The sequence below is a fragment of the Burkholderia sp. E168m15 genome, assembly GCF_016586105.1.
GTDB lineage: Bacteria > Pseudomonadota > Gammaproteobacteria > Burkholderiales > Burkholderiaceae > Burkholderia > Burkholderia orbicola.
In genome coordinates this window covers 145,938-163,207 of sequence record NZ_BCPO01000079.1, presented here as the reverse complement: position 1 = coordinate 163,207, position 17,270 = coordinate 145,938, and the positions used below count along the sequence as shown (strand labels likewise).

Genomic DNA, 17,270 nt, shown 5'->3' with positions numbered 1-17,270 from the left:
GGGCGGGCGAACCGGAACGGAGCGCAAGGGCGGATACGGCATGACTGGAGACATCGGGCGGATCGTGGCCGGACACGATGGTCGGGCCGTCAAACATCATATGAATGGCGGCCGGGACGCGGTCCGGGCCGGTGGTCGGGCACGCACATTTTAGGGCGGCGGCAGTGCGGTTCGGGGACGTCGCGACCGGGTTTTGTAACCGATTGTATGGCGCCGGCCGAACGGTTTCGCGGGGTCGGTCCATTTCCATCCGAAGCGGCTCAAGCGTCTCGTGCCTTCGCGTCCGAAACGGGCTGTCGCGGCGGCTCGCCAGTCTTGTAACCATTCGCGGTATACGCCCCGATACCCTTCGTCTAGAATCCGCGTAACTTTTACAAACAATCCCCCAACGACGCAGGCGGGGAAGCCGGCAGAGGCCGGAGGGACGGAGATTTGCACGCGCCGGGCGTGCACGACGGTTGCCGTTTCCGGGCGCCTCCCGCTGCCATGGGCCGCCTGCACGCACGCATGATGAACGCACTGGAACAAGAGCTCGCCACGCTGATCATCGGCGAACTGAATCTCGAAGACGTCCCGCTCGACACAGTGACGGCCGACACCCCGCTGTATGGCGAAGGGTTCGGGCTCGACTCCATCGACATCCTGGAAATCGCGCTGCTGATTTCGAAGAAATACGGCTTCGAACTGCGCTCGGACAATCCGGACAACCAGACAATCTTTGCGACGCTCGGTGCGCTGGCTGCCTACGTCGCCGCGCATCGCACGAAGTGACGGCGGCGCTCGGCGGACGATGCGCGGCGGCAGCGATCGAGGGGAACACGCGATGAACGGAGCAAGGCGATGCGGGCGCTCGTGACGGGCGGCAGCGGCGCACTCGGGCAGGCGATTTGCACGGCGCTCGCGCAGGCCGGCCATGAAGTGTGGGTGCATGCGAACCGCCATCTCGAGCAGGCGCAGGCCGTCGCGCAACGGATCGTCGCGGCCGGCGGCGCCGCGCACGCGATCGCGTTCGACGTGACCGACGCCGATGCGACGCTCGCCGCGCTGAAGCCGTTCATCGACGAGACGCCGGTGCAGATCCTCGTCAACAACGCGGGCATTCACGACGACGCGCCGATGGCCGGCATGTCGCGCCAGCAATGGCACAGCGTGATCGACGTGACGCTCAACGGCTTTTTCAACGTCACGCAGCCGCTGCTGCTGCCGATGATCCGCACGCGGCGCGGGCGGATCGTCAACATCGCGTCGGTGGCCGGCGTGACCGGCAATCGCGGGCAGGCCAATTACGCGGCCGCGAAGGCGGGGCTGATCGGCGCGACGAAGTCGCTGTCGCTGGAGCTCGCGTCGCGCGGCATCACCGTGAACGCGGTGGCGCCCGGCATCATCGCGTCGCCGATGGCCGACCAGGCGTTTCCCGCGGAACGCATCAAGCAGCTCGTGCCCGCGCAGCGCGCGGGCCGGCCCGACGAAGTCGCGGCGATGGTCGCGTATCTGGTATCCGACGCCGCGGCCTATGTGACGGGGCAGGTGTTGTCCGTCAACGGCGGGCTCGCATGACGAAGCGCGCCGCATTCGCCTGACGTAACGCAACGCGGCGCAGGGCCGCGTGGTCGCGCGGCCTGCGCCGCATAGTGAGGAAATCGAAGTGTCCGTGCATCCAGTCGACGCCGAACGGCGCCCGTGTTCGATGTTGCCCGCCGCCGCGCCTGCGGCCGCGCCGTTCGCGCACGGCGGCGACCGCGCGTTGCGGCTCGTCCAGATGAGCGATGCGCGGCTCGTCGCGCTGCTGCACGATGCGCGCGGCCGAGGCGACGGACTCGATCGCGTGTTTCCCGGCGCGCTGGGTGCGGTGTGCATCGGCGCGGCGGGAACCCCGGACGCGTCGCGCGCGGCGGCCATGGCGCGGATGCTGACCGATGCCGCGCCCGGCCTGCCGGTCGCGCCGGTGCAGATGGCGCTGCTCGGCGCCGAAGTCGCACCGGGCGAGGCCGTCTGCGAACTGTGGCAGTGCGATGCGCACGACCTGCGCGGCGAACGGCGCGGTCCACTGCATTACCGCTACAGTGAAGCGGCGGGGCTCGTGTTCGGCAGCCTCGTCGTGCACGAGACGGACGCGGCTTACGACGCGTCGCGCGACGGCGGCACGCCGCTCGAACGCGCGACGTTCGATGCGTACCGCGCGCTGTTCGACCTGCTCGATACGCTCGGCATGCCGCATCCGCTGCGGATCTGGAACACCGTGCCGGCGATCAATGCGGTGCAGTTCGGCGTCGAGCGCTATCGTCAATTCAATATCGGCCGTCAGCGCGCATTCGACGCGTGCCGCCGCGCATTGACGGGCGGCGTGCCGGCCGCGTGCGCACTCGGCTCGGTCGAGGCGGTCGCGGGCGATGCGTCGCCGGCCGCGCCGCTCGCGATTCATTTCCTCGCGAGCCGCACGCCGGCCGACTCGATCGAGAATCCGCGCCAGGTCAGCGCGTATCACTATCCGGCGCAGTACGGCCCGCGTGCGCCGACGTTCGCGCGCGCCGCCGCGTGGGCCGACGGTGAAGCGAAGCCGGTGCTGTTCGTCTCGGGCACCGCGAGCATCGTCGGGCACCGCACCGTGCATCGCGGCGACGTCGTCGCGCAGACGCGCGAGACGGTCGCGAACCTCGCGGCCGTGCTCGAGCAGGCCGCGCGGCAGGGGCACGGGCCGTTCTCGCTCGCGGACCTCGGCTACCGCGTCTACGTGCGCGACGCAGGCGACACCGCGGCGCTGGCCGCGATCGGCCGCGTGCTGCGCGAGGCCGCCGGTCCTCACGTGCGGCCGCTGTTCGTTCATGCGGACGTGTGTCGCGACGACCTGCTGGTCGAGATCGAGGCCAGCGCCGGTCATGCGATGGAGTGGCTGTCATGAAGCGCGAGAGCCTCACGATCCGGCAACCGGTCCGGCCCGCGGCCGGTGTCGACGAAGCGTGCCGGCGTTCGTCGGCGAGTCATACACTTTTGTCAGGATCTCCGTCTTCGTCATCGGCTGTTCCCATGTCCAAGCTGCACGCGTCGTCCACCCATCTCGTCCTGATTCCGAGCTACAACCCGGGCGCCAAGGTCGACACGACCGTGCGCAATGCCCGTGCGCAGTGGAACCCGGTGTGGGTCGTCGTCGACGGCAGCACCGACGGCAGCGCCGAACGGCTGCAGGCGATGGCCGAGCGCGATCCCGGCCTGCGCGTGATCGTGCTGCCGGAGAATCGCGGCAAGGGCGCCGCGGTGCTCGCGGGGCTCGACGCGGCGGCCGCGAGCGGCTTCACGCACGTACTGACGATGGATTCCGACGGCCAGCATCCGGCCGACCTGATTCCCGCCTTCATGGCGGCATCGCAGGCCGCGCCCGACGCGATGGTGCTCGGCGTGCCGAAGTTCGACGCGAGCGCGCCGCAGTTGCGCGTGCAGGGGCGCCGGTTGTCGAACGCGTGGGCCGACCTCGAGACGCTGTGGGCCGGGATCGGCGATTCGCTGTACGGTTTTCGCGTCTATCCGGTCGCGCCGCTGACGGCGATCATGCGGCGCCAGCCGTGGATGCGCGGCTTCGACTTCGATCCCGAAGCGGCCGTGCGGCTGTGCTGGGCCGGTGTGCGCCCGATCCGCATCGACGCGCCGGTGCGCTATTTCGGCCGGCACGAAGGCGGTGTGTCGCACTTTCACTACGGCCGCGACAACGCACTGCTCGCGTGGATGCACCTGCGCCTGTTCACCGGCTTCGCGATGCGGCTGCCGATGCTGGTCGCACGCCGCCTGACGCGTCGCCGCGACCAGACGGCCTGAGCGACGGCCCGCCCGCTTTCCTTCCCGGCCGGCGCGCCGGCCGCGGCGATTGCCCCGCTTTTCGTCGCCAATCCGGGGCCGGATCGCCACGTCATGTCAATCCACTGAGTAATGAACGTGTCATCCGATGTAAACATCTGGTAATTTTCTGCCGGATTATGCAAAATCGCCGCTCCCAAATACAACTATCGAGGGATTCCGGGATGCAACTCAAGAAAGCGGTGGCGGCGTGTGGCGTGGCGTTTCTGTTGAGCGCGTGCGGCGGGGTGCAGAGCCTTGACGCGAACAGCCTGACGTCGGCGGGGACCAACCTGTACAAGGCAGCGACGCTGTCGGACAGCGACATCGCCGCGCTGTCGAACGAATCGTGCAAGTCGAGCGACGCCGAATCGAAGATCGCGCCGGCCAACAGCGCCTACGCGAAGCGCCTGACGAAGGTGATGAAGGGCTTCGGCGACATGACGCTGAACGGCCAGAAGATCAACTACAAGGTCTACGTGACCAAGGACGTCAACGCGTGGGCGATGGGCAACGGCTGCGTGCGCGTGTACAGCGGCCTGATGGACATGATGAACGACGACGAGCTGCGCGGCGTGATCGGCCATGAAATGGGCCACGTCGCACTCGGCCACTCGAAGAAGGCAATGCAGACGGCATACGCGGTGAGCGCGGCGCGCAGCGCGGCCGGCGCGGCATCGCCGGGCGTGGCGGCGCTGTCGAGCTCGCAGCTCGGCGACATCACCGAGAAGTTCATCAACGCGCAGTTCTCGCAGTCGCAGGAAAGCGCGGCCGACGACTACTCGTTCGACCTGATGAAGCAGAAGGGCATGAGCCAGAAGGGCCTCGTCACCGGCTTCCAGAAGCTCGCGCAGATGGACGGCGGCCAGAGCTCGATGATGAGCTCGCACCCGTCGTCGGCGAGCCGCGCGCAGCACATCCAGGATCGCATCGCGAAGGGCAGCTGATCCCGCGGCCGATCGCCGGCCGTCAGCGCCGGCGATCGGCAAGCGACATGAAGCAACCCACGCTCGCTCGGGCGTGGGTTTTTTGTTTTTTCGGCATGCACGTCGCCCCTTACCAGCTCGAAACCGCGCACGCGAAGGACGACGCGGCCGTCGAAGCCGCGACCCACGCGAAGCTGCACGAGGCGATCGCGTTGGCGTCGGACAACACGATGTTCCTGCATCTACATACGAGCGTGATCGGCATGCTGCGCGAGCACATCTCCATCGACGTGACCGGATGACGATGGAGGACGAGCAGGCATCCGAGTTGCTGTCATTGCAGCACACGGGGCGTGTACGAGGCGATTTGCGCGCACCGGCCCGAAGAGGCGCGCACCGCGATGCAGACGCATATCGGCTGCGTGCGCAGCCATTTCGAACGGGAGCGGCGCACCGTGAGATTGGTTGGATCTGCGCTGGTGCCCGCAGGAGCGGCGACCGGTCGCGCATCACGCATCACGCATCACGAACCGCCGTGCATGACGCACGTGGCGGCGGTGCGGCGCGGCATGCGGGGGCCGCTCGATTGACCCGCTCGTCGGGCGCCCACTAGAATCGTCCGGAACCGCCTGTCAGCCGCGCGCCGCGGCCATGATGTGCCCATTGATCCGACTGTCGAGGAAGCTTCCGTGCTCACATCCTTGATCCGGCGCGCGCCGGCCGCGCTGTCGTGGCGCGCCGCATGCCGCCAGGCCCGCGCGCTGGTCGTCTGCGCGCTGCTGCCGCTCGCCGCATGCGCGACGCATCCGCCCGCCACCTCGCTCGATCGCCCCGTCTCCCATGCGTTGTCGGCGGAAACCGCCACGCCGCTGCGCGATGCGCTGGCCGCGCCGGAAGCCGCGCATCCCGGGCAGTCGGGCTTCCGGCTGCTGGCCGACGGCGCCACCGCATTGCAGATGCGCATCGCGCTTGCGCGTGCGGCGACGAAGACGCTCGACATGCAGTACTACATCGCGACCGAGGACACGACCGGCAAGCTGCTGCTGGGCGCGGCGCTGTACGCGGCCGATCGCGGCGTGCGCGTGCGGATGCTGGTCGACGACCTGAACTTCCACGATATCGACCGCGTGATGGCCGCGCTGAATACGCACCAGAACATCGAGATCCGCGTGTTCAACCCGTTCGGCGCGTCGCAGCGCGGCATGATGGAGCGCACGGCCAACTTCTTCACGCGGATCGACAGCTTCACGCGCCGGATGCACAACAAGGCGATGATCGCGGATAACCAGCTCGCGATCGTCGGCGGCCGCAATCTCGGCGACGAATACTTCAGTGCGAGCCCGACGCTGCAGTTCCGCGATCTCGACGTGCTGGCGGCCGGCCCCGTGACGAGCGACATCTCGAAGAGCTTCGACGACTACTGGGCGAGCGCGAGCAGCTACCCGTTGCGCGTGCTGAATCATCAGACGTTCGATCCGAAGGATCTCGACGCGATGCGCGACGAGCTGCGCGATCACTGGCGCAAGAACGCCGATCCGTACAACGCGAAACCGCTGAACGCGACGCCGCTCGCCCGGCAGATCGCGCGCGACGAACTCGAACTCGTGTGGGCACCGGCCGAATTCAAGGTCGATGCGCCGGACAAGGTCGCGCGGCCGACCGGCACGTACGTGAGCCCGCCGATGCAGCGCCTGGCCGAGCTGACGCGCGGCGCGCAGAAGGAATTCCTGGCGTTTTCGCCGTACTTCGTGCCGCACGACGCCGGCGTGAAGATCCTCGGCGACACGGTCGCGCGCGGCGTGCGCGTCGCGATCGTGACGAACTCGCTCGCGGCGACCGACGCGGTCGCGGTGCAGTCGGGCTATGCGCCGTATCGCGTGCCGCTGCTGCAGCGCGGCGTCGAGCTGTACGAATTCAAGTCGCAGCCGGACCAGCAGCCCGCGCGGCTGTTCGGTTCGCGCTCGCGTGCGAGCCTGCATGCGAAGGCGTACGTGATCGACCGGCAAATCCTCGTGATCGGCTCGCTGAACCTCGACCCGCGCTCCGCGCACCTGAACACCGAGCTCGCGCTCGTGATCCACAGCCCGGTGCTCGCGCAGCAGGCCGCGGCGATCTTCGCGCGCGTGACGCAGCCGGACGAAAGCTACCGCGTCACGCTCGCGAAGCGGACCGACGGCGGTCCGCCCGCGCTCGAATGGACGGGCACCGAAGGCGGTCAGACCGCCACCTATCACGTCGACCCGCATGCGGGGCTGCTGCGCAACGTGATGACGGGCATCTTCACGCTGCTGCCGGTCGACGACCAGCTGTAAGGGCACGAACGGCTCCGGCAAAACCCGCGATACCGGTGCGCGGGGAAAGGTGATATGGTTGTGCGCGCAACTATAAGCGAATCGAGAAGAGGCGCTGCCGAGCTGCTCGCACAATGCGGGCCGGAACGGCGCCGACCGACGCGCCGCCACACGTGCGTGATACGCACCTCGCACCGCGCCCGGCGCCTGCACACGATGGACGATGCGCACCGCCATTCGCCCGGGGCCGCGCGCCCCGCAACCGGGGTTCCCCATGCAACGTGTACCGAACCAGCCGTTCACGCGTCCCGCGCGCTTCTCCGAAGCCGAATGGCAGGCGCGGGTGCAGCTCGCGGCCGCCTACCGCATCTTCGATCATCTCGGCTGGACCGAGCTGATCTACAACCATATTTCGCTGCGCGTGCCGGGCGAGGACGGACATTTCCTGATCAACCCGTTCGGGCTCCATTACCGCGAGGTGTGCGCGTCGAATCTCGTGAAGATCGACATCGACGGCAACGTGATCGGCCACTCCGACTGGCCGATCAATCCGGCCGGTTTCACGTTCCACGGCGCGATCCATGCGGCGCTGCCCGATGCGCACTGCGTGATGCACGTGCACACGACGCCGACGATGGCCGTGTGCTGTTCGCGCGACGGGCTGTCGTTCTCGAATTTCTATTCGGCGCAGCTGTACGGGAAGATCGCGTATCACGACTTCGAAGGCATCACCGTGCATCTCGAGGAAGGTCGGCGCATCGTCGAGAGCGCGGGCGGGCGGCCCGTGCTGCTGCTGCGCAACCACGGCCCCGTGACGATCGGCGCGACGCTCGCGCAGACGTTTTCGCTGATGTGGCTGCTCAACCGCGCGTGCGAGGTGCAGATCGCGACGCATGCGATCGGCGCGGCGCTGCCGATTGCGCCGCCCGTGCTCGAAGCGTGCGTGCGCGATTCGCTGAATTTCGATCCGAAGCATGGCGCGGGACAGGACGCGTTCGACGCGCTGCAGCGTATCGTCGACCGGATCGATCCGGGCTACCGCGCGTGACGCGGGCGGCGCGCCCGATGAGTGCGCCCGACTAGAACCGGTAGCCGACACCGGCCTGGATCACATCGGTATCGCGGTCGTAGCGCGTGACCACGCGGTTCCACGTGATACGTGTGAGCCAGCGGTCGGAAATCCGGTAACTGGCCGAGATCGACACGATGCCGGAGAGGCGGCCGTCACCCGGCCCCGGCTGGCCGTCGCGGTTGCGCTGGTTGACGGTGAAGTACGCGCCGGCGCCGGCCGACAGCGTGACCTTGTCGTTCAGGAACGCGCGCGTGAGCCACAGCTGGGACGCGATGCCGTTGCGGCGGACCGCCTGCTTCGCGCCTTCGTACATCCACGTCGCGGTCCAGTCGATCGAACGCGTGAGGCCGCGCCGGTATTCGAGGCTGCCGCCGAGCGTCGACGGCGACGAGCGGCTGTTCAGAATCGTCTCGCCGAGCATCGCGGTGACTTCGTTGTGCGTGACCTTGCGGGTGCGCGGCAGCGCGGTGTCGCGCGGGCCCGGCGTGTCGGGCGCATCGAGCTGGTAGCCGACACCGAACATCACCGATGTCGTGTCGGGCCCGCTGAACACGTGCGCGCGGTTGACCTGAAGCTGCGCGATCCAGCGGTGCGACGTGTAGTACGCGGCGCGCACGCTCATCAGTACGCCCCAGCCATGCGTATTCGAATACCCGCGGCCTTCGGCGGCCGGCACCGTGTCGAAGTAGCGATACGGGCCCGCGCCGGCCGACAGCACCAGGCGGCGGTTCTCGAGCGGCACGCGGCCCCAGAACTGCACCGCCTGGCCGTCGCGGTGGTGATTCGGAATATGCCCTTCGTTGTACCACGTGAAGCCGAGCGCGGTATGCGGGCTCAAGCCTTCCTGGTAATCGAACGCCCACGAATACGTGCGTTGCCCGCCGCCCCACAGCGGGCCGGTGAACAGCGAGAACTCCTGCGCGTCGGCGGGCGCGCCGTAAAGGGCGGCGACGGAGCAGAGACCCGCCAGCAGCGGACGGACACGGACGGGGCGGGTCGGGCAGGGCATCGGGGGACGGGCCGGCACGGTTCACTTTCCAGTCACGACAACACGCGAGCATTTTCCTGCGCAGGAAAACACGTGTCGACCCGGGTTGGCGCAATAACGTATTACACGTATCGCGACAACATGCGGGTACGCTGGCTCGTCCTGGTGACTGGCGGGACGCGCGTCGGTCGCGTGGTGTACGCGAAGAGAAATGCTTCGTGCTGCTTGGTAATGGAGAGAACGGAAAAGCGGAATCCGCGTGCGGCATGCCGCGTGTCGTTCGGGACACGCAAAAAAACGCGGCCGGGGCGGCCGCGTGAATACTCGCAGACTCCTTCGGACGAAGGAAACAAGCAACTGTGAAACGAAGTGTAGCGAAAGGCCGCGCACGGATTCAGAGGCCATGCTGCAAAGGTCTCTTCCAGGTTCCGGCAGTCTGCCGGACCGGGCGCCGATCGACTACCATCAGGGATGACGCCGCCGCTCGCGCGGCGTACCACGTCGTACAAGGAGAATCCATGCTCAAGCTGCGTTTGCTCCAGGTCGCGTTATTGGCGGGCGTGCTGGCCGCCGGCAGCGCCGCCGCCGAAACGGTGCGCCTGTCCGCCAGTCTGCAGCCGTCGAGCGAAGTGCCGCCGACGGCGACCAAGGGCTCCGGCACCGTCGCCGCCACCTACGACACGGCCACCCACATGCTGCAGTGGACGGTCACTTACGAACACCTCTCGGGCCCGGCCACCGCCGCGCATTTCCACGGGCCCGCGCCGGTCGGCCAGAACGCCGGCGTGCAGGTGCCGATTCCGAAGGACGAACTGGCGAGTCCGATCAAGGGTTCGAAGGCGCTCACCGACGAGCAGGTCACCGACCTGATGGGCGGCAAGTGGTACTTCAACATCCATACGAAGGAGCACCCGTCCGGCGAGATCCGCGGCCAGGTGATGCCGGCGAACTGAGCGCCGGCGTTTGATGTAGAGGCACCTGTCGAGCGACGCGGGAACGTTTGAACGTACCATCGTCACACTGTGATGACGGAGTGCGTCCGATGAGTTGGCAAAGCAAGTTCGCCTGCTGGCTGCTGCGCTGGCAGTTTCGTCCGGAGACCACGCGCGAGGTGCTCGACCCCGCGCGTGCCCGGCGCTTTACCGACCTGCGGATGTTCGTGCCGCGCCGCCCGCCGTCGGGCTACCGGCTGCGGCAGTGCTATGGCGCTGGCGATGCGCCGCTGCGCGGCGAATGGCTCGAACGCACCGATGCGGCCGCGGGGCGCGGGCCGGGCCGCACGCTGCTGTATTTCCACGGCGGCGGTTACTACTTCTGTTCGACGAAAACCCATCGGCCGCTGGTGTTCGGGCTGACGAAGCGCGCGGGCGTGCGTTCGTTCTCGCTCGACTACCGGCTCGCGCCCGAAAACCGCTTCCCGGCCGCGCTCGACGATGCGCTCGCCGCGTACCGGCAACTGCTGGCGCTCGGCACGCCGCCCGAGTCGATCGTGTTCGGCGGCGATTCGGCGGGCGGCGGCCTCGCGCTCGCGACGCTCGTCGCGCTGCGTGATCGCGGCGAGCCGCTGCCGGCCGGCGCGATCCTGTTCTCGCCGTGGACGGACCTGGCCGGCACCGGCGGCACGATGCGCAGCAACGACGGCGTCGACCCGATGTTCGCGGCCGCGGCGCTGCCGAAGGCGGCGAAGCTGTATCTCGGCGACGCGCCGGCGACGCATCCGTACGCGTCGCCGTTCTACGCCGATTTCACGGGCCTGCCGCCGCTGTATATCCAGGTCGGCAGCACCGAGGTGCTGCTCGACGATTCGCGCCGCGTCGCCGAGAAGGCAAAGGCGGCCGGCGTTCAGGTTGAAATTGAGGTGTGGCCCGACATGCCGCACGTGTGGCAACTGTACGCGCCGATGGTGCCGGAAGCGCGCGACGCGCTCGACCGCGCGGCCGCGTTCCTGCGCCGCGTCGCGGTCGAACGTGCGGTTCAGCGCGCGGGCGAGGCGTCGATGGCCTGATAGGCGGCCTGGACGGCCACCGAGCCGTACTTGCGTTCGAGCCGGCGCACGGTGAAGTGGCCGTGCGCCATCTGCTGGAAGTGGTCGATGAACAGCGTGTTGACGGTCGCGCCGAGCACGGCGCCGATCGCCGGGATCGACTTCGCGGCCATCTGCTCGGTCACCTGCACCGAGAAGCGCGACGCCACCGTCTGCACGAGCTTGAAGACAGCCGCCGAGCTGTGCGCGGCGATGCCTTTCGCGGTGATGTCCGACGACGCCTTCGAGATCGCCTGCGCGAGCGCGCCGCGCAGCACGAAATAGCCGAGATCGGCGTCTTCCTCCTGCTTGTCCGGGTTGCCGCCCATGCCCAGCACGGCCAGGCATTGCAGCTGCGTATCGACCGACGTCAGGTCCTCGCCCTCGCTGCGCGCGATGTCGCACACCGAGCGGAAGATCAGCGTGGTCGTGACCGGCAGCTCGACCGGCAGCGCGAGAAAGCCGAACGCGCCGCCCGCCGCGCCGGTCGTCGCGACCGCGAGCTTGTGCAGCAGGTTGCTGGGCTTTTCAGGCTCGGCGTCCGGCGCCTGTGGCTTGCCGAGCGTGCGCAGCGCGATGTTCAGGCACTTGCGCAGCGCGAGCTGCGTCGCGTCGTTGATCTTGCCGGTCGCGAAGTCCGGCAGCCGCGCGATCATTTTCTCGACCGGCGCGCCGAGCACGCCCGTCAGCTTCATCGTCAGCGACGGGCTTTCCAGCACCTGCTTCGCGCGCCGCAGCGCGTCCCGATCCTCCGGCGAAAGCGCCGTCGCAGGGGTGATTGAAATCGGTTCCATCTTTCTCCTTGGCCTGAACAGGCCCTGAACCTATCGTCAGCCTAGATTACTCCGGCATGCTAGAATTTTGAGATTATTTGACCCGGCAAAAGTTGCATCGACAAAAAATGGCCGTTCATACCGCCGCCCACCATTCGAGCGGGCAAGTCCTGCCGTTCCGCGAATCGCTGCTCGCGATGATCGGGATCTCGTTCGTCACCATGCTGGTCGCGCTGGACCAGACGGTCGTCGGCACCGCGCTGCCGACCATCGTCGCCGAACTCCGCGGCTTCGACCTGTACGCGTGGGTCGCGACCTCGTACCTGCTCAGTTCCGTGATCACGGTGCCGATCTTCGGCCGGCTCGGCGACTATTACGGCCGCAAGCCGTTCGTGATCGCGTCGATCGTCGTGTTTACCGGCGCGTCGGTGCTGTGCGGGATGGCCAACGACATGCTGTATCTCGTGCTCGCGCGCGGGCTGCAGGGAATCGGCGGCGGGATGCTGGTCGGCACCGCGTTCGCGTGCATTCCCGATCTGTTTCCCGATTCCGTCGTGCGGCTGCGCTGGCAGGTGCTGATGAGCTCGGCGTTCGGTATCGCGAACGCGGTCGGCCCGTCGCTCGGCGGCGTGCTGACCCAGTCGTTCGGCTGGCGCTCGGTGTTCTATGTGAACCTGCCGATCGGCATCCTGTCGCTGTTCTTCGTGTGGCGCTACCTGCCGCACCTGCGCCACGTCGAGCACGACCGCAAGATGCGGCTCGACTGGCCGGGCGCGCTGTTGATCGCGCTGTCGCTCGGTGCGCTGCAACTGTTCGTCGAATGGCTGCCGAAGTACGGCGTCGCGAGCTGGGCGTCGCTGCTGCTCGTCGTCGCGGTCGCGGCGGGCATCGGCCTGTGGCACTGGGAAAAGCGCTGCGCGCAGCCGATTCTGCCGTTCGACATGTTCGGCAACCGCGCGCTGTCGGCCCTCTTCGTGCTCGCGATCCTCGCCGGTTTCTCGATGTTCTCGCTCCTGTTCTACGCGCCGTTGCTGTTCCAGGGCGGCTTCGGGATGTCGCCGAGAGAGGCCGGGCTCGTGATCACGCCGCTCGTCGTGTTCATCACGATCGGCAGCATCATGAACGGCCGCGTCGTCACGCGCATTCGCCATCCGAACACGATGCTGCACGTCGGCTTCGTGCTGTTCGCCATCGCGTGCGCGGGCGTCGTCGTGTCGACCCACACGACGCCGACCTGGATGCTGATGGCGCTGATGGTCGCGGGCGGCATCGGGCTCGGCTTCGTGCTGCCGAACCTCACCGTGTTCGCGCAGCAGACGGCCGGCCGCGAGCATCTCGGCATCGCCACGGCGCTGTTGCAGTCGCTGCGGATGGTCGGCGGGATGCTCGGCACCGCGCTCACCGGCACGCTCGTCAACCAGATGTATTCGGGCGGCGTGCGCGACGCGCTGTCGGGCGACCACGCGATGCAGTGGCACGCGCGGCTCGCCGATCCGCAGATCCTGATCGATCGCGCGGCGCAGGGCGGTCTCGTCGCGGAGTTGACGCGTGCCGGGCATAATGGCGCGCTGCTGCTGGAAGCGGCCCGCGAATCGCTGGTCGGCGCGATTCACCTGGGTGTCGCGATGGCGGCCGTCGTCGCCGTGGTGTCGGTGTGGCAGTGCCGTCGCGTGCCGCCGATCGCGCTGCGGCGCAAGATCGAACCGCACGTCGCGGCCGATTGACCGATCGGGCGAGCGATTCGACGACTCAACGATTCACCGGAACGAAATCAGCGCATGGAAGAACAGGACCGCGTCGCGATCTTGCAGCAATTCGGACGCACGTATCGCGCCTTCATGACCGCGTTCGAAGCGCACGTCGGGCAGCCGATGCCGCGCTGGCGCATCATGGTCGCGCTGCACACGATGGACGGTCATGCGTCGCAGAAGAAGCTCGTCGAAGTGCTGCGCATCGATCCGGGCGCGCTCACGCGCCAGTTGAAGTCGCTCGACGCGCTCGGCTGGATCGAGCGTGCATCGGACGCGCGCGACAACCGCGTGACCAACGTCACGCTGACGGACGCCGGCCGCGCGGCGTTCGACGCGTGCCTGCCGCGCCGCAAGGCGTTTCTCGAACAGACGATGGCGCAGTTGCCGGACGACGTGCTGAATGCGCTGTCGGGCGCGCTCGCGATGCTGGAATCGCGGATCGCGGACGTCGGGTCGACGCCAGCCGCGCGTTGACGTGCGGAGCCGGGCGGCACGTCAGCGCCGCCGGCCATCGCTTCGTTTCATTCCGAGTGGGTGCAGGTTTACAGCTCGATGCGCGTGCCGAGCAGCGCGAGGAACTGCGCGAGCCAGGCCGGATGCGCGGGCCACGCGGGCGCGGTGACGAACGGCGCGTCGGTCACGGCCGCGTCGACCGGGATGTCCGCGTATTCGCCGCCCGCGAGCTTCACCTCCGGCGCACAGGCCGGGTAGGCCGAAATGCGCTTGCCGCGGATCACGTCGGCGGCCGCGAGCAGTTGCGCCGCGTGGCAGATCGCCGCGATCGGCTTGCCGGCTTCGGCGAACTCGCGCACGAGCGAAATCACCTTCGGATCGAGTCGCAGATATTCGGGCGCACGGCCGCCCGCGATCGCGAGCGCGTCGTAGCGCGCCGCATCGACGTCGTCGAACGCCGCGTTCAGCGTGAAATTGTGGCCGGGCTTCTCGGTGTAGGTCTGGTCGCCCTCGAAATCGTGGATCGCGGTCTTGATCTTGTCGCCCGCGCGCTTGCCGGGGCAGACTGCATCGACGTGGTGGCCGACGGCCTGCAGCGCCTGGAACGGCACCATCGTTTCGTAGTCTTCGGCGAAATCGCCGGTCAGGAACAGGATCTTCTTCGCGGCCATGGCTTTCTCCAGTGAAGCAGCGTTGAAGGCCCGGTCGCGCCGTGCATGACGGCCGCGACGGGCCCCGAGGACGAAAGCGCAGTGTACTCCGGCAGATTGAAGCGCGCGTGACGGCCGCCCCGCGCGAGCGGCAGGGCGGCGCCGCGCGCGGCGGGCGTCAGAAGAAGGTTTCGACGACTTCCGTCACGCGGAACTGCGGATCGAGCACGAGCACCTGGCGCCACTTGTCGAACGTCAGGCACGGGTGCGAGATGTCGAACGCGACCATGTCGCCGACCTTCACGTCCGCGCCCGGCGGGATCTGCAGGTATGCGTGCTGGTCCATCATCCCGGTGACGGCCCAGCCTTCGGCGGCGGCGACGTTGCGCGGCGCGGTGTCGCGGCCCGGGCGGAAGTGGCGCGCCGGCTCGGGCAGGCCCGCGTCGAACGCCGCGTCGCGCTTGCCGAGCGCGACGATCGCACGGTCGGCTTCCGGCACCGACTGCACGTACGCCCACAGCTGCAGCGCCGGCAGCAGCCCTTCGCCCATCGAGCGGGCGATCGGGTTGCGCGCGAACACGTCGGTCTGCGCCTTCTTGTAGATGCCGACGTCGTGCGTCAGGTAGCAGCCCGGACGTAGCACGACTTCCGCGAAGCCCGCGTCGGACGCCTTCCTGAATTCTTCCGCGACCACGTCGTACCACGCCGAACCGGCGCCGGACAGGATCGCCGGCGTGCGCGCGAAGCGGCCGGCTTCGGCCAGCTCGCGCGTGAGCGCGACCGCCTGCTGCAGGAACGCGCGGATCTCGCCTTCCTCCTTCAGCACGCCTTCATAGAGCTCGATGCCGGCCAGCTTCAGCGTGTCCGGATAGCGCGCGATCGCGGCCAGCACGGCCTCGCGCTGCGCGGCATCGCGCACGCCCGCGCGACCGCCCGGCACGCCGAGCTCGATCAGCACGTTCAGCGATTTCTTCGCGGCGCCGAAGAAGCGGCCGAGCTGGTCGACGCTCTCCGCGGAATCGACGAGACAGAAGAATTCGAAATCGGGATCGGACAGCAGCCCCGCGATGATCGTCATGTTCTGGCGGCCGACCAGCTGGTTCGCGAGCAGCACGCGGCGCACGCCGCCGTGATACGCGGCCTGCGTCTGGTGTGCGGTCGCGAGCGTGATGCCCCACGCGCCGGCGTCGAGCTGGCGGCGGAACAGTTGCGGCGCCATCGTCGTCTTGCCGTGCGGCGCGAACTTGACACCGTATTTCTGCACGAACGCCTGCATCCAGTTCAGGTTGTGCTCGACGCGATCCTCGTAAAGCACGGCGGCCGGCAGGCTGACGTCTTCCGCGAGCAGATTCCATTCGAGCCGGCTCGCGTCGCCGAGCGGCACGCTCGCGCTCGGCAGATTGCCCAGGCCCTTGCCGAACGGATCGATCGTCGCTTCCTGATAGTTTGTAACTTTCATGTCATCCCGCTCCATCATCACTATGCATTGCACTGAAGTTGACATGCAGATGGTACAGAAAGTAGCATCGGCGCGGTGATGTTATTTAATAACATCCCGCTTCACACCCTTTTCCGCCGATGAATACGTCCGCTTCCCCGTCCGCTCCGCCTGCCGCCGAGCCGCATCCGGCTCAGGCCGCCCCGCCGGTCCTCGACATCGTCGCGCGGATCGCCGAATGCGCGCCCGAGCTGCGCGAAGCCGAGCGCAAGGTTGCCGCGTTCATCCTCGCCGATCTGGCGCGCGCCGCGCATGCGAGCATCGGCGCGCTCGCGCGCGACGCGGAGGTCAGCGTCGCGACGGTCACGCGTTTCGCGAAGGCCGTCGGCTGCCGCGACGTGCGCGAACTGAAGGTGCTCGTCGCGCAGGCGGCGGCCGTCGGTCAGCGTTTCCTGGTGCCGTCCGACGACGCGCCGGCCGACGACGCGAGCCCCGCATCGATGGTCTACGACGAGATTCGCGTGGCGCTCGCGCACAACCACCAGTTGCTGCGCAACACGTCGTTCGACGCGGCGGCCGACCTGCTCGCCGGCGCGAAGATGACGTACGTGTACGGGCAGGGCGGCGGTTCGACCGCGCTGGCCGACGAGCTGCGCTTCCGGCTCGTGCGTTTCGGCCGGCCGGTCGCGAGCTACCAGGACAGCCTGCTGCAACGGATGGTGGCCGCGACGCTGTCGGGCGACACCGTCGTCGTCGCGTTGTCGGTGAGCGGGCGCGTGCCCGAGCTGCTCGAGAGCTGCCGGCTCGCGAAGCGCTACGGCGCGAAGCTGATCGCGATCACCGCGCCGGCGTCGCCGCTCGCGAAGCTTGCCGACCACCTGATCCCGGTCGTCGCGTTCGAAACCGATTTCATTTACAAGCCGTCGACCTCGCGCTACGCGATGATGATGGCGATCGACGTGCTCGTCACCGGCGTCGCGCTGCGGCTCGGCGATGCGGGCCGTGAATCGCTGCGCCGCATCAAACACGCGCTCGATGCGCACCGCGGCGGCGGAGACCGTCAACCGGTAGGAGACTGAC

The 17,270-nt window shown here is 68.2% G+C and carries 16 protein-coding genes and 1 pseudogene; 13 read left to right on the top strand and 4 right to left on the bottom strand.

Features of this window, described 5'->3' with window-relative positions:
- Positions 1-486 precede the first annotated feature (486 nt).
- The 8 genes and pseudogenes from JMF86_RS13725 (at position 487) to JMF86_RS13685 (ending at position 8,090) form a co-directional block, all read left to right on the top strand.
- The gene (locus JMF86_RS13725; protein ID WP_011546210.1) at positions 487-771 is read left to right on the top strand and encodes a phosphopantetheine-binding protein; all 285 of its coding nucleotides are present in this window, start codon (positions 487-489) and stop codon (positions 769-771) included.
- A 69-nt stretch (positions 772-840) separates the two neighbouring features.
- Complete coding sequence (gene fabG, locus JMF86_RS13720; RefSeq protein WP_011546209.1) at positions 841-1,557, top strand: 3-oxoacyl-ACP reductase FabG; 717 nt, start codon at positions 841-843, stop codon at positions 1,555-1,557.
- 88 nt (positions 1,558-1,645) lie between these two features.
- Positions 1,646-2,899, top strand: a complete 1,254-nt coding sequence (locus tag JMF86_RS13715) for an endoribonuclease L-PSP (protein WP_050768800.1) — start codon at positions 1,646-1,648, stop codon at positions 2,897-2,899.
- Positions 2,900-3,024: 125 nt separating this feature from the next.
- Positions 3,025-3,807, top strand: a complete 783-nt coding sequence (locus JMF86_RS13710) for a glycosyltransferase family 2 protein (RefSeq protein WP_011694400.1) — start codon at positions 3,025-3,027, stop codon at positions 3,805-3,807.
- A 203-nt stretch (positions 3,808-4,010) separates the two neighbouring features.
- Positions 4,011-4,772 (top strand): M48 family metalloprotease, encoded by a 762-nt coding sequence (locus JMF86_RS13705; RefSeq protein ID WP_011694399.1) that lies wholly within the window; start codon positions 4,011-4,013, stop codon positions 4,770-4,772.
- A gap of 113 nt (positions 4,773-4,885) precedes the next feature.
- A pseudogene (locus tag JMF86_RS35380) lies at positions 4,886-5,194 on the top strand (FadR/GntR family transcriptional regulator); the annotation flags it as partial.
- 246 nt (positions 5,195-5,440) lie between these two features.
- Positions 5,441-7,063 (top strand): phospholipase D family protein, encoded by a 1,623-nt coding sequence (locus tag JMF86_RS13690; protein ID WP_011546204.1) that lies wholly within the window; start codon positions 5,441-5,443, stop codon positions 7,061-7,063.
- Positions 7,064-7,316: 253 nt separating this feature from the next.
- A complete protein-coding gene (locus JMF86_RS13685) occupies positions 7,317-8,090 on the top strand; it encodes a class II aldolase/adducin family protein (protein ID WP_011546203.1) in 774 nt (257 codons plus the stop codon).
- A 31-nt stretch (positions 8,091-8,121) separates the two neighbouring features.
- Here the strand turns inward: JMF86_RS13685 and JMF86_RS13680 are convergent, their stop codons facing one another.
- Positions 8,122-9,123 (bottom strand): hypothetical protein, encoded by a 1,002-nt coding sequence (locus JMF86_RS13680; protein ID WP_011546202.1) that lies wholly within the window; start codon positions 9,121-9,123, stop codon positions 8,122-8,124.
- A 497-nt stretch (positions 9,124-9,620) separates the two neighbouring features.
- Between JMF86_RS13680 and JMF86_RS13675 the strand changes: the two genes are divergently transcribed.
- Together JMF86_RS13675 and JMF86_RS13670 are read left to right on the top strand one after the other, a co-directional pair.
- Positions 9,621-10,055, top strand: coding sequence for a CHRD domain-containing protein (locus JMF86_RS13675; protein ID WP_006477821.1), 435 nt, complete (start codon positions 9,621-9,623; stop codon positions 10,053-10,055).
- Between the two features lie 89 nt (positions 10,056-10,144).
- Complete coding sequence (locus JMF86_RS13670) at positions 10,145-11,107, top strand: alpha/beta hydrolase (protein ID WP_011546201.1); 963 nt, start codon at positions 10,145-10,147, stop codon at positions 11,105-11,107.
- Here JMF86_RS13670 and JMF86_RS13665 read toward each other — a convergent pair.
- Positions 11,077-11,919, bottom strand: a complete 843-nt coding sequence (locus JMF86_RS13665; RefSeq protein ID WP_011546200.1) for an EcsC family protein — start codon at positions 11,917-11,919, stop codon at positions 11,077-11,079. The two genes, JMF86_RS13670 and JMF86_RS13665, sit on opposite strands and share 31 nt — an antisense overlap.
- Positions 11,920-12,026: 107 nt before the next feature.
- Here JMF86_RS13665 and JMF86_RS13660 point away from each other — a divergent pair, with 107 nt between their 5' ends.
- Together JMF86_RS13660 and JMF86_RS13655 are read left to right on the top strand one after the other, a co-directional pair.
- Positions 12,027-13,622 carry an MDR family MFS transporter gene (locus JMF86_RS13660; protein ID WP_011546199.1) on the top strand — a complete coding sequence of 532 codons (1,596 nt, stop codon included), beginning with the start codon at positions 12,027-12,029 and terminating at the stop codon, positions 13,620-13,622.
- Between the two features lie 54 nt (positions 13,623-13,676).
- The gene (locus JMF86_RS13655) at positions 13,677-14,123 is read left to right on the top strand and encodes a MarR family winged helix-turn-helix transcriptional regulator (protein ID WP_011546198.1); all 447 of its coding nucleotides are present in this window, start codon (positions 13,677-13,679) and stop codon (positions 14,121-14,123) included.
- Between the two features lie 68 nt (positions 14,124-14,191).
- Here JMF86_RS13655 and JMF86_RS13650 read toward each other — a convergent pair whose 3' ends face one another.
- Both JMF86_RS13650 and JMF86_RS13645 read right to left on the bottom strand, forming a co-directional pair.
- Positions 14,192-14,773, bottom strand: a complete 582-nt coding sequence (locus JMF86_RS13650; RefSeq protein WP_006477826.1) for a DJ-1/PfpI family protein — start codon at positions 14,771-14,773, stop codon at positions 14,192-14,194.
- Positions 14,774-14,930: 157 nt separating this feature from the next.
- Positions 14,931-16,211: an amino acid deaminase gene (locus JMF86_RS13645; protein ID WP_011546197.1), complete on the bottom strand. Its 1,281-nt coding sequence runs from the start codon at positions 16,209-16,211 to the stop codon at positions 14,931-14,933.
- A gap of 119 nt (positions 16,212-16,330) precedes the next feature.
- Here JMF86_RS13645 and JMF86_RS13640 point away from each other — a divergent pair, with 119 nt between their 5' ends.
- Entirely contained in the window at positions 16,331-17,269 is a 939-nt protein-coding gene (locus JMF86_RS13640) for a MurR/RpiR family transcriptional regulator (protein ID WP_011546196.1), read from the top strand.
- Position 17,270 lies beyond the last annotated feature (1 nt).

What these genes read in the sequence shown, in the direction of transcription:
- JMF86_RS13650 (WP_006477826.1), bottom strand. Translation starts at nt 14,773, where the DNA reads ATGGCCGCGAAGAAGATCCTGTTCCTGACCGGCGATTTCGCCGAAGAC.
- JMF86_RS13660 (WP_011546199.1), top strand. Translation starts at nt 12,027, where the DNA reads ATGGCCGTTCATACCGCCGCCCACCATTCGAGCGGGCAAGTCCTGCCG.
- JMF86_RS13710 (WP_011694400.1), top strand. Translation starts at nt 3,025, where the DNA reads ATGTCCAAGCTGCACGCGTCGTCCACCCATCTCGTCCTGATTCCGAGC.
- JMF86_RS13725 (WP_011546210.1), top strand. Translation starts at nt 487, where the DNA reads ATGGGCCGCCTGCACGCACGCATGATGAACGCACTGGAACAAGAGCTC.
- JMF86_RS13680 (WP_011546202.1), bottom strand. Translation starts at nt 9,123, where the DNA reads ATGCCCTGCCCGACCCGCCCCGTCCGTGTCCGTCCGCTGCTGGCGGGT.
- JMF86_RS13675 (WP_006477821.1), top strand. Translation starts at nt 9,621, where the DNA reads ATGCTCAAGCTGCGTTTGCTCCAGGTCGCGTTATTGGCGGGCGTGCTG.
- JMF86_RS13670 (WP_011546201.1), top strand. Translation starts at nt 10,145, where the DNA reads ATGAGTTGGCAAAGCAAGTTCGCCTGCTGGCTGCTGCGCTGGCAGTTT.
- JMF86_RS13655 (WP_011546198.1), top strand. Translation starts at nt 13,677, where the DNA reads ATGGAAGAACAGGACCGCGTCGCGATCTTGCAGCAATTCGGACGCACG.
- JMF86_RS13645 (WP_011546197.1), bottom strand. Translation starts at nt 16,211, where the DNA reads ATGAAAGTTACAAACTATCAGGAAGCGACGATCGATCCGTTCGGCAAG.
- fabG (WP_011546209.1), top strand. Translation starts at nt 841, where the DNA reads ATGCGGGCGCTCGTGACGGGCGGCAGCGGCGCACTCGGGCAGGCGATT.
- JMF86_RS13685 (WP_011546203.1), top strand. Translation starts at nt 7,317, where the DNA reads ATGCAACGTGTACCGAACCAGCCGTTCACGCGTCCCGCGCGCTTCTCC.
- JMF86_RS13640 (WP_011546196.1), top strand. Translation starts at nt 16,331, where the DNA reads ATGAATACGTCCGCTTCCCCGTCCGCTCCGCCTGCCGCCGAGCCGCAT.
- JMF86_RS13665 (WP_011546200.1), bottom strand. Translation starts at nt 11,919, where the DNA reads ATGGAACCGATTTCAATCACCCCTGCGACGGCGCTTTCGCCGGAGGAT.
- JMF86_RS13705 (WP_011694399.1), top strand. Translation starts at nt 4,011, where the DNA reads ATGCAACTCAAGAAAGCGGTGGCGGCGTGTGGCGTGGCGTTTCTGTTG.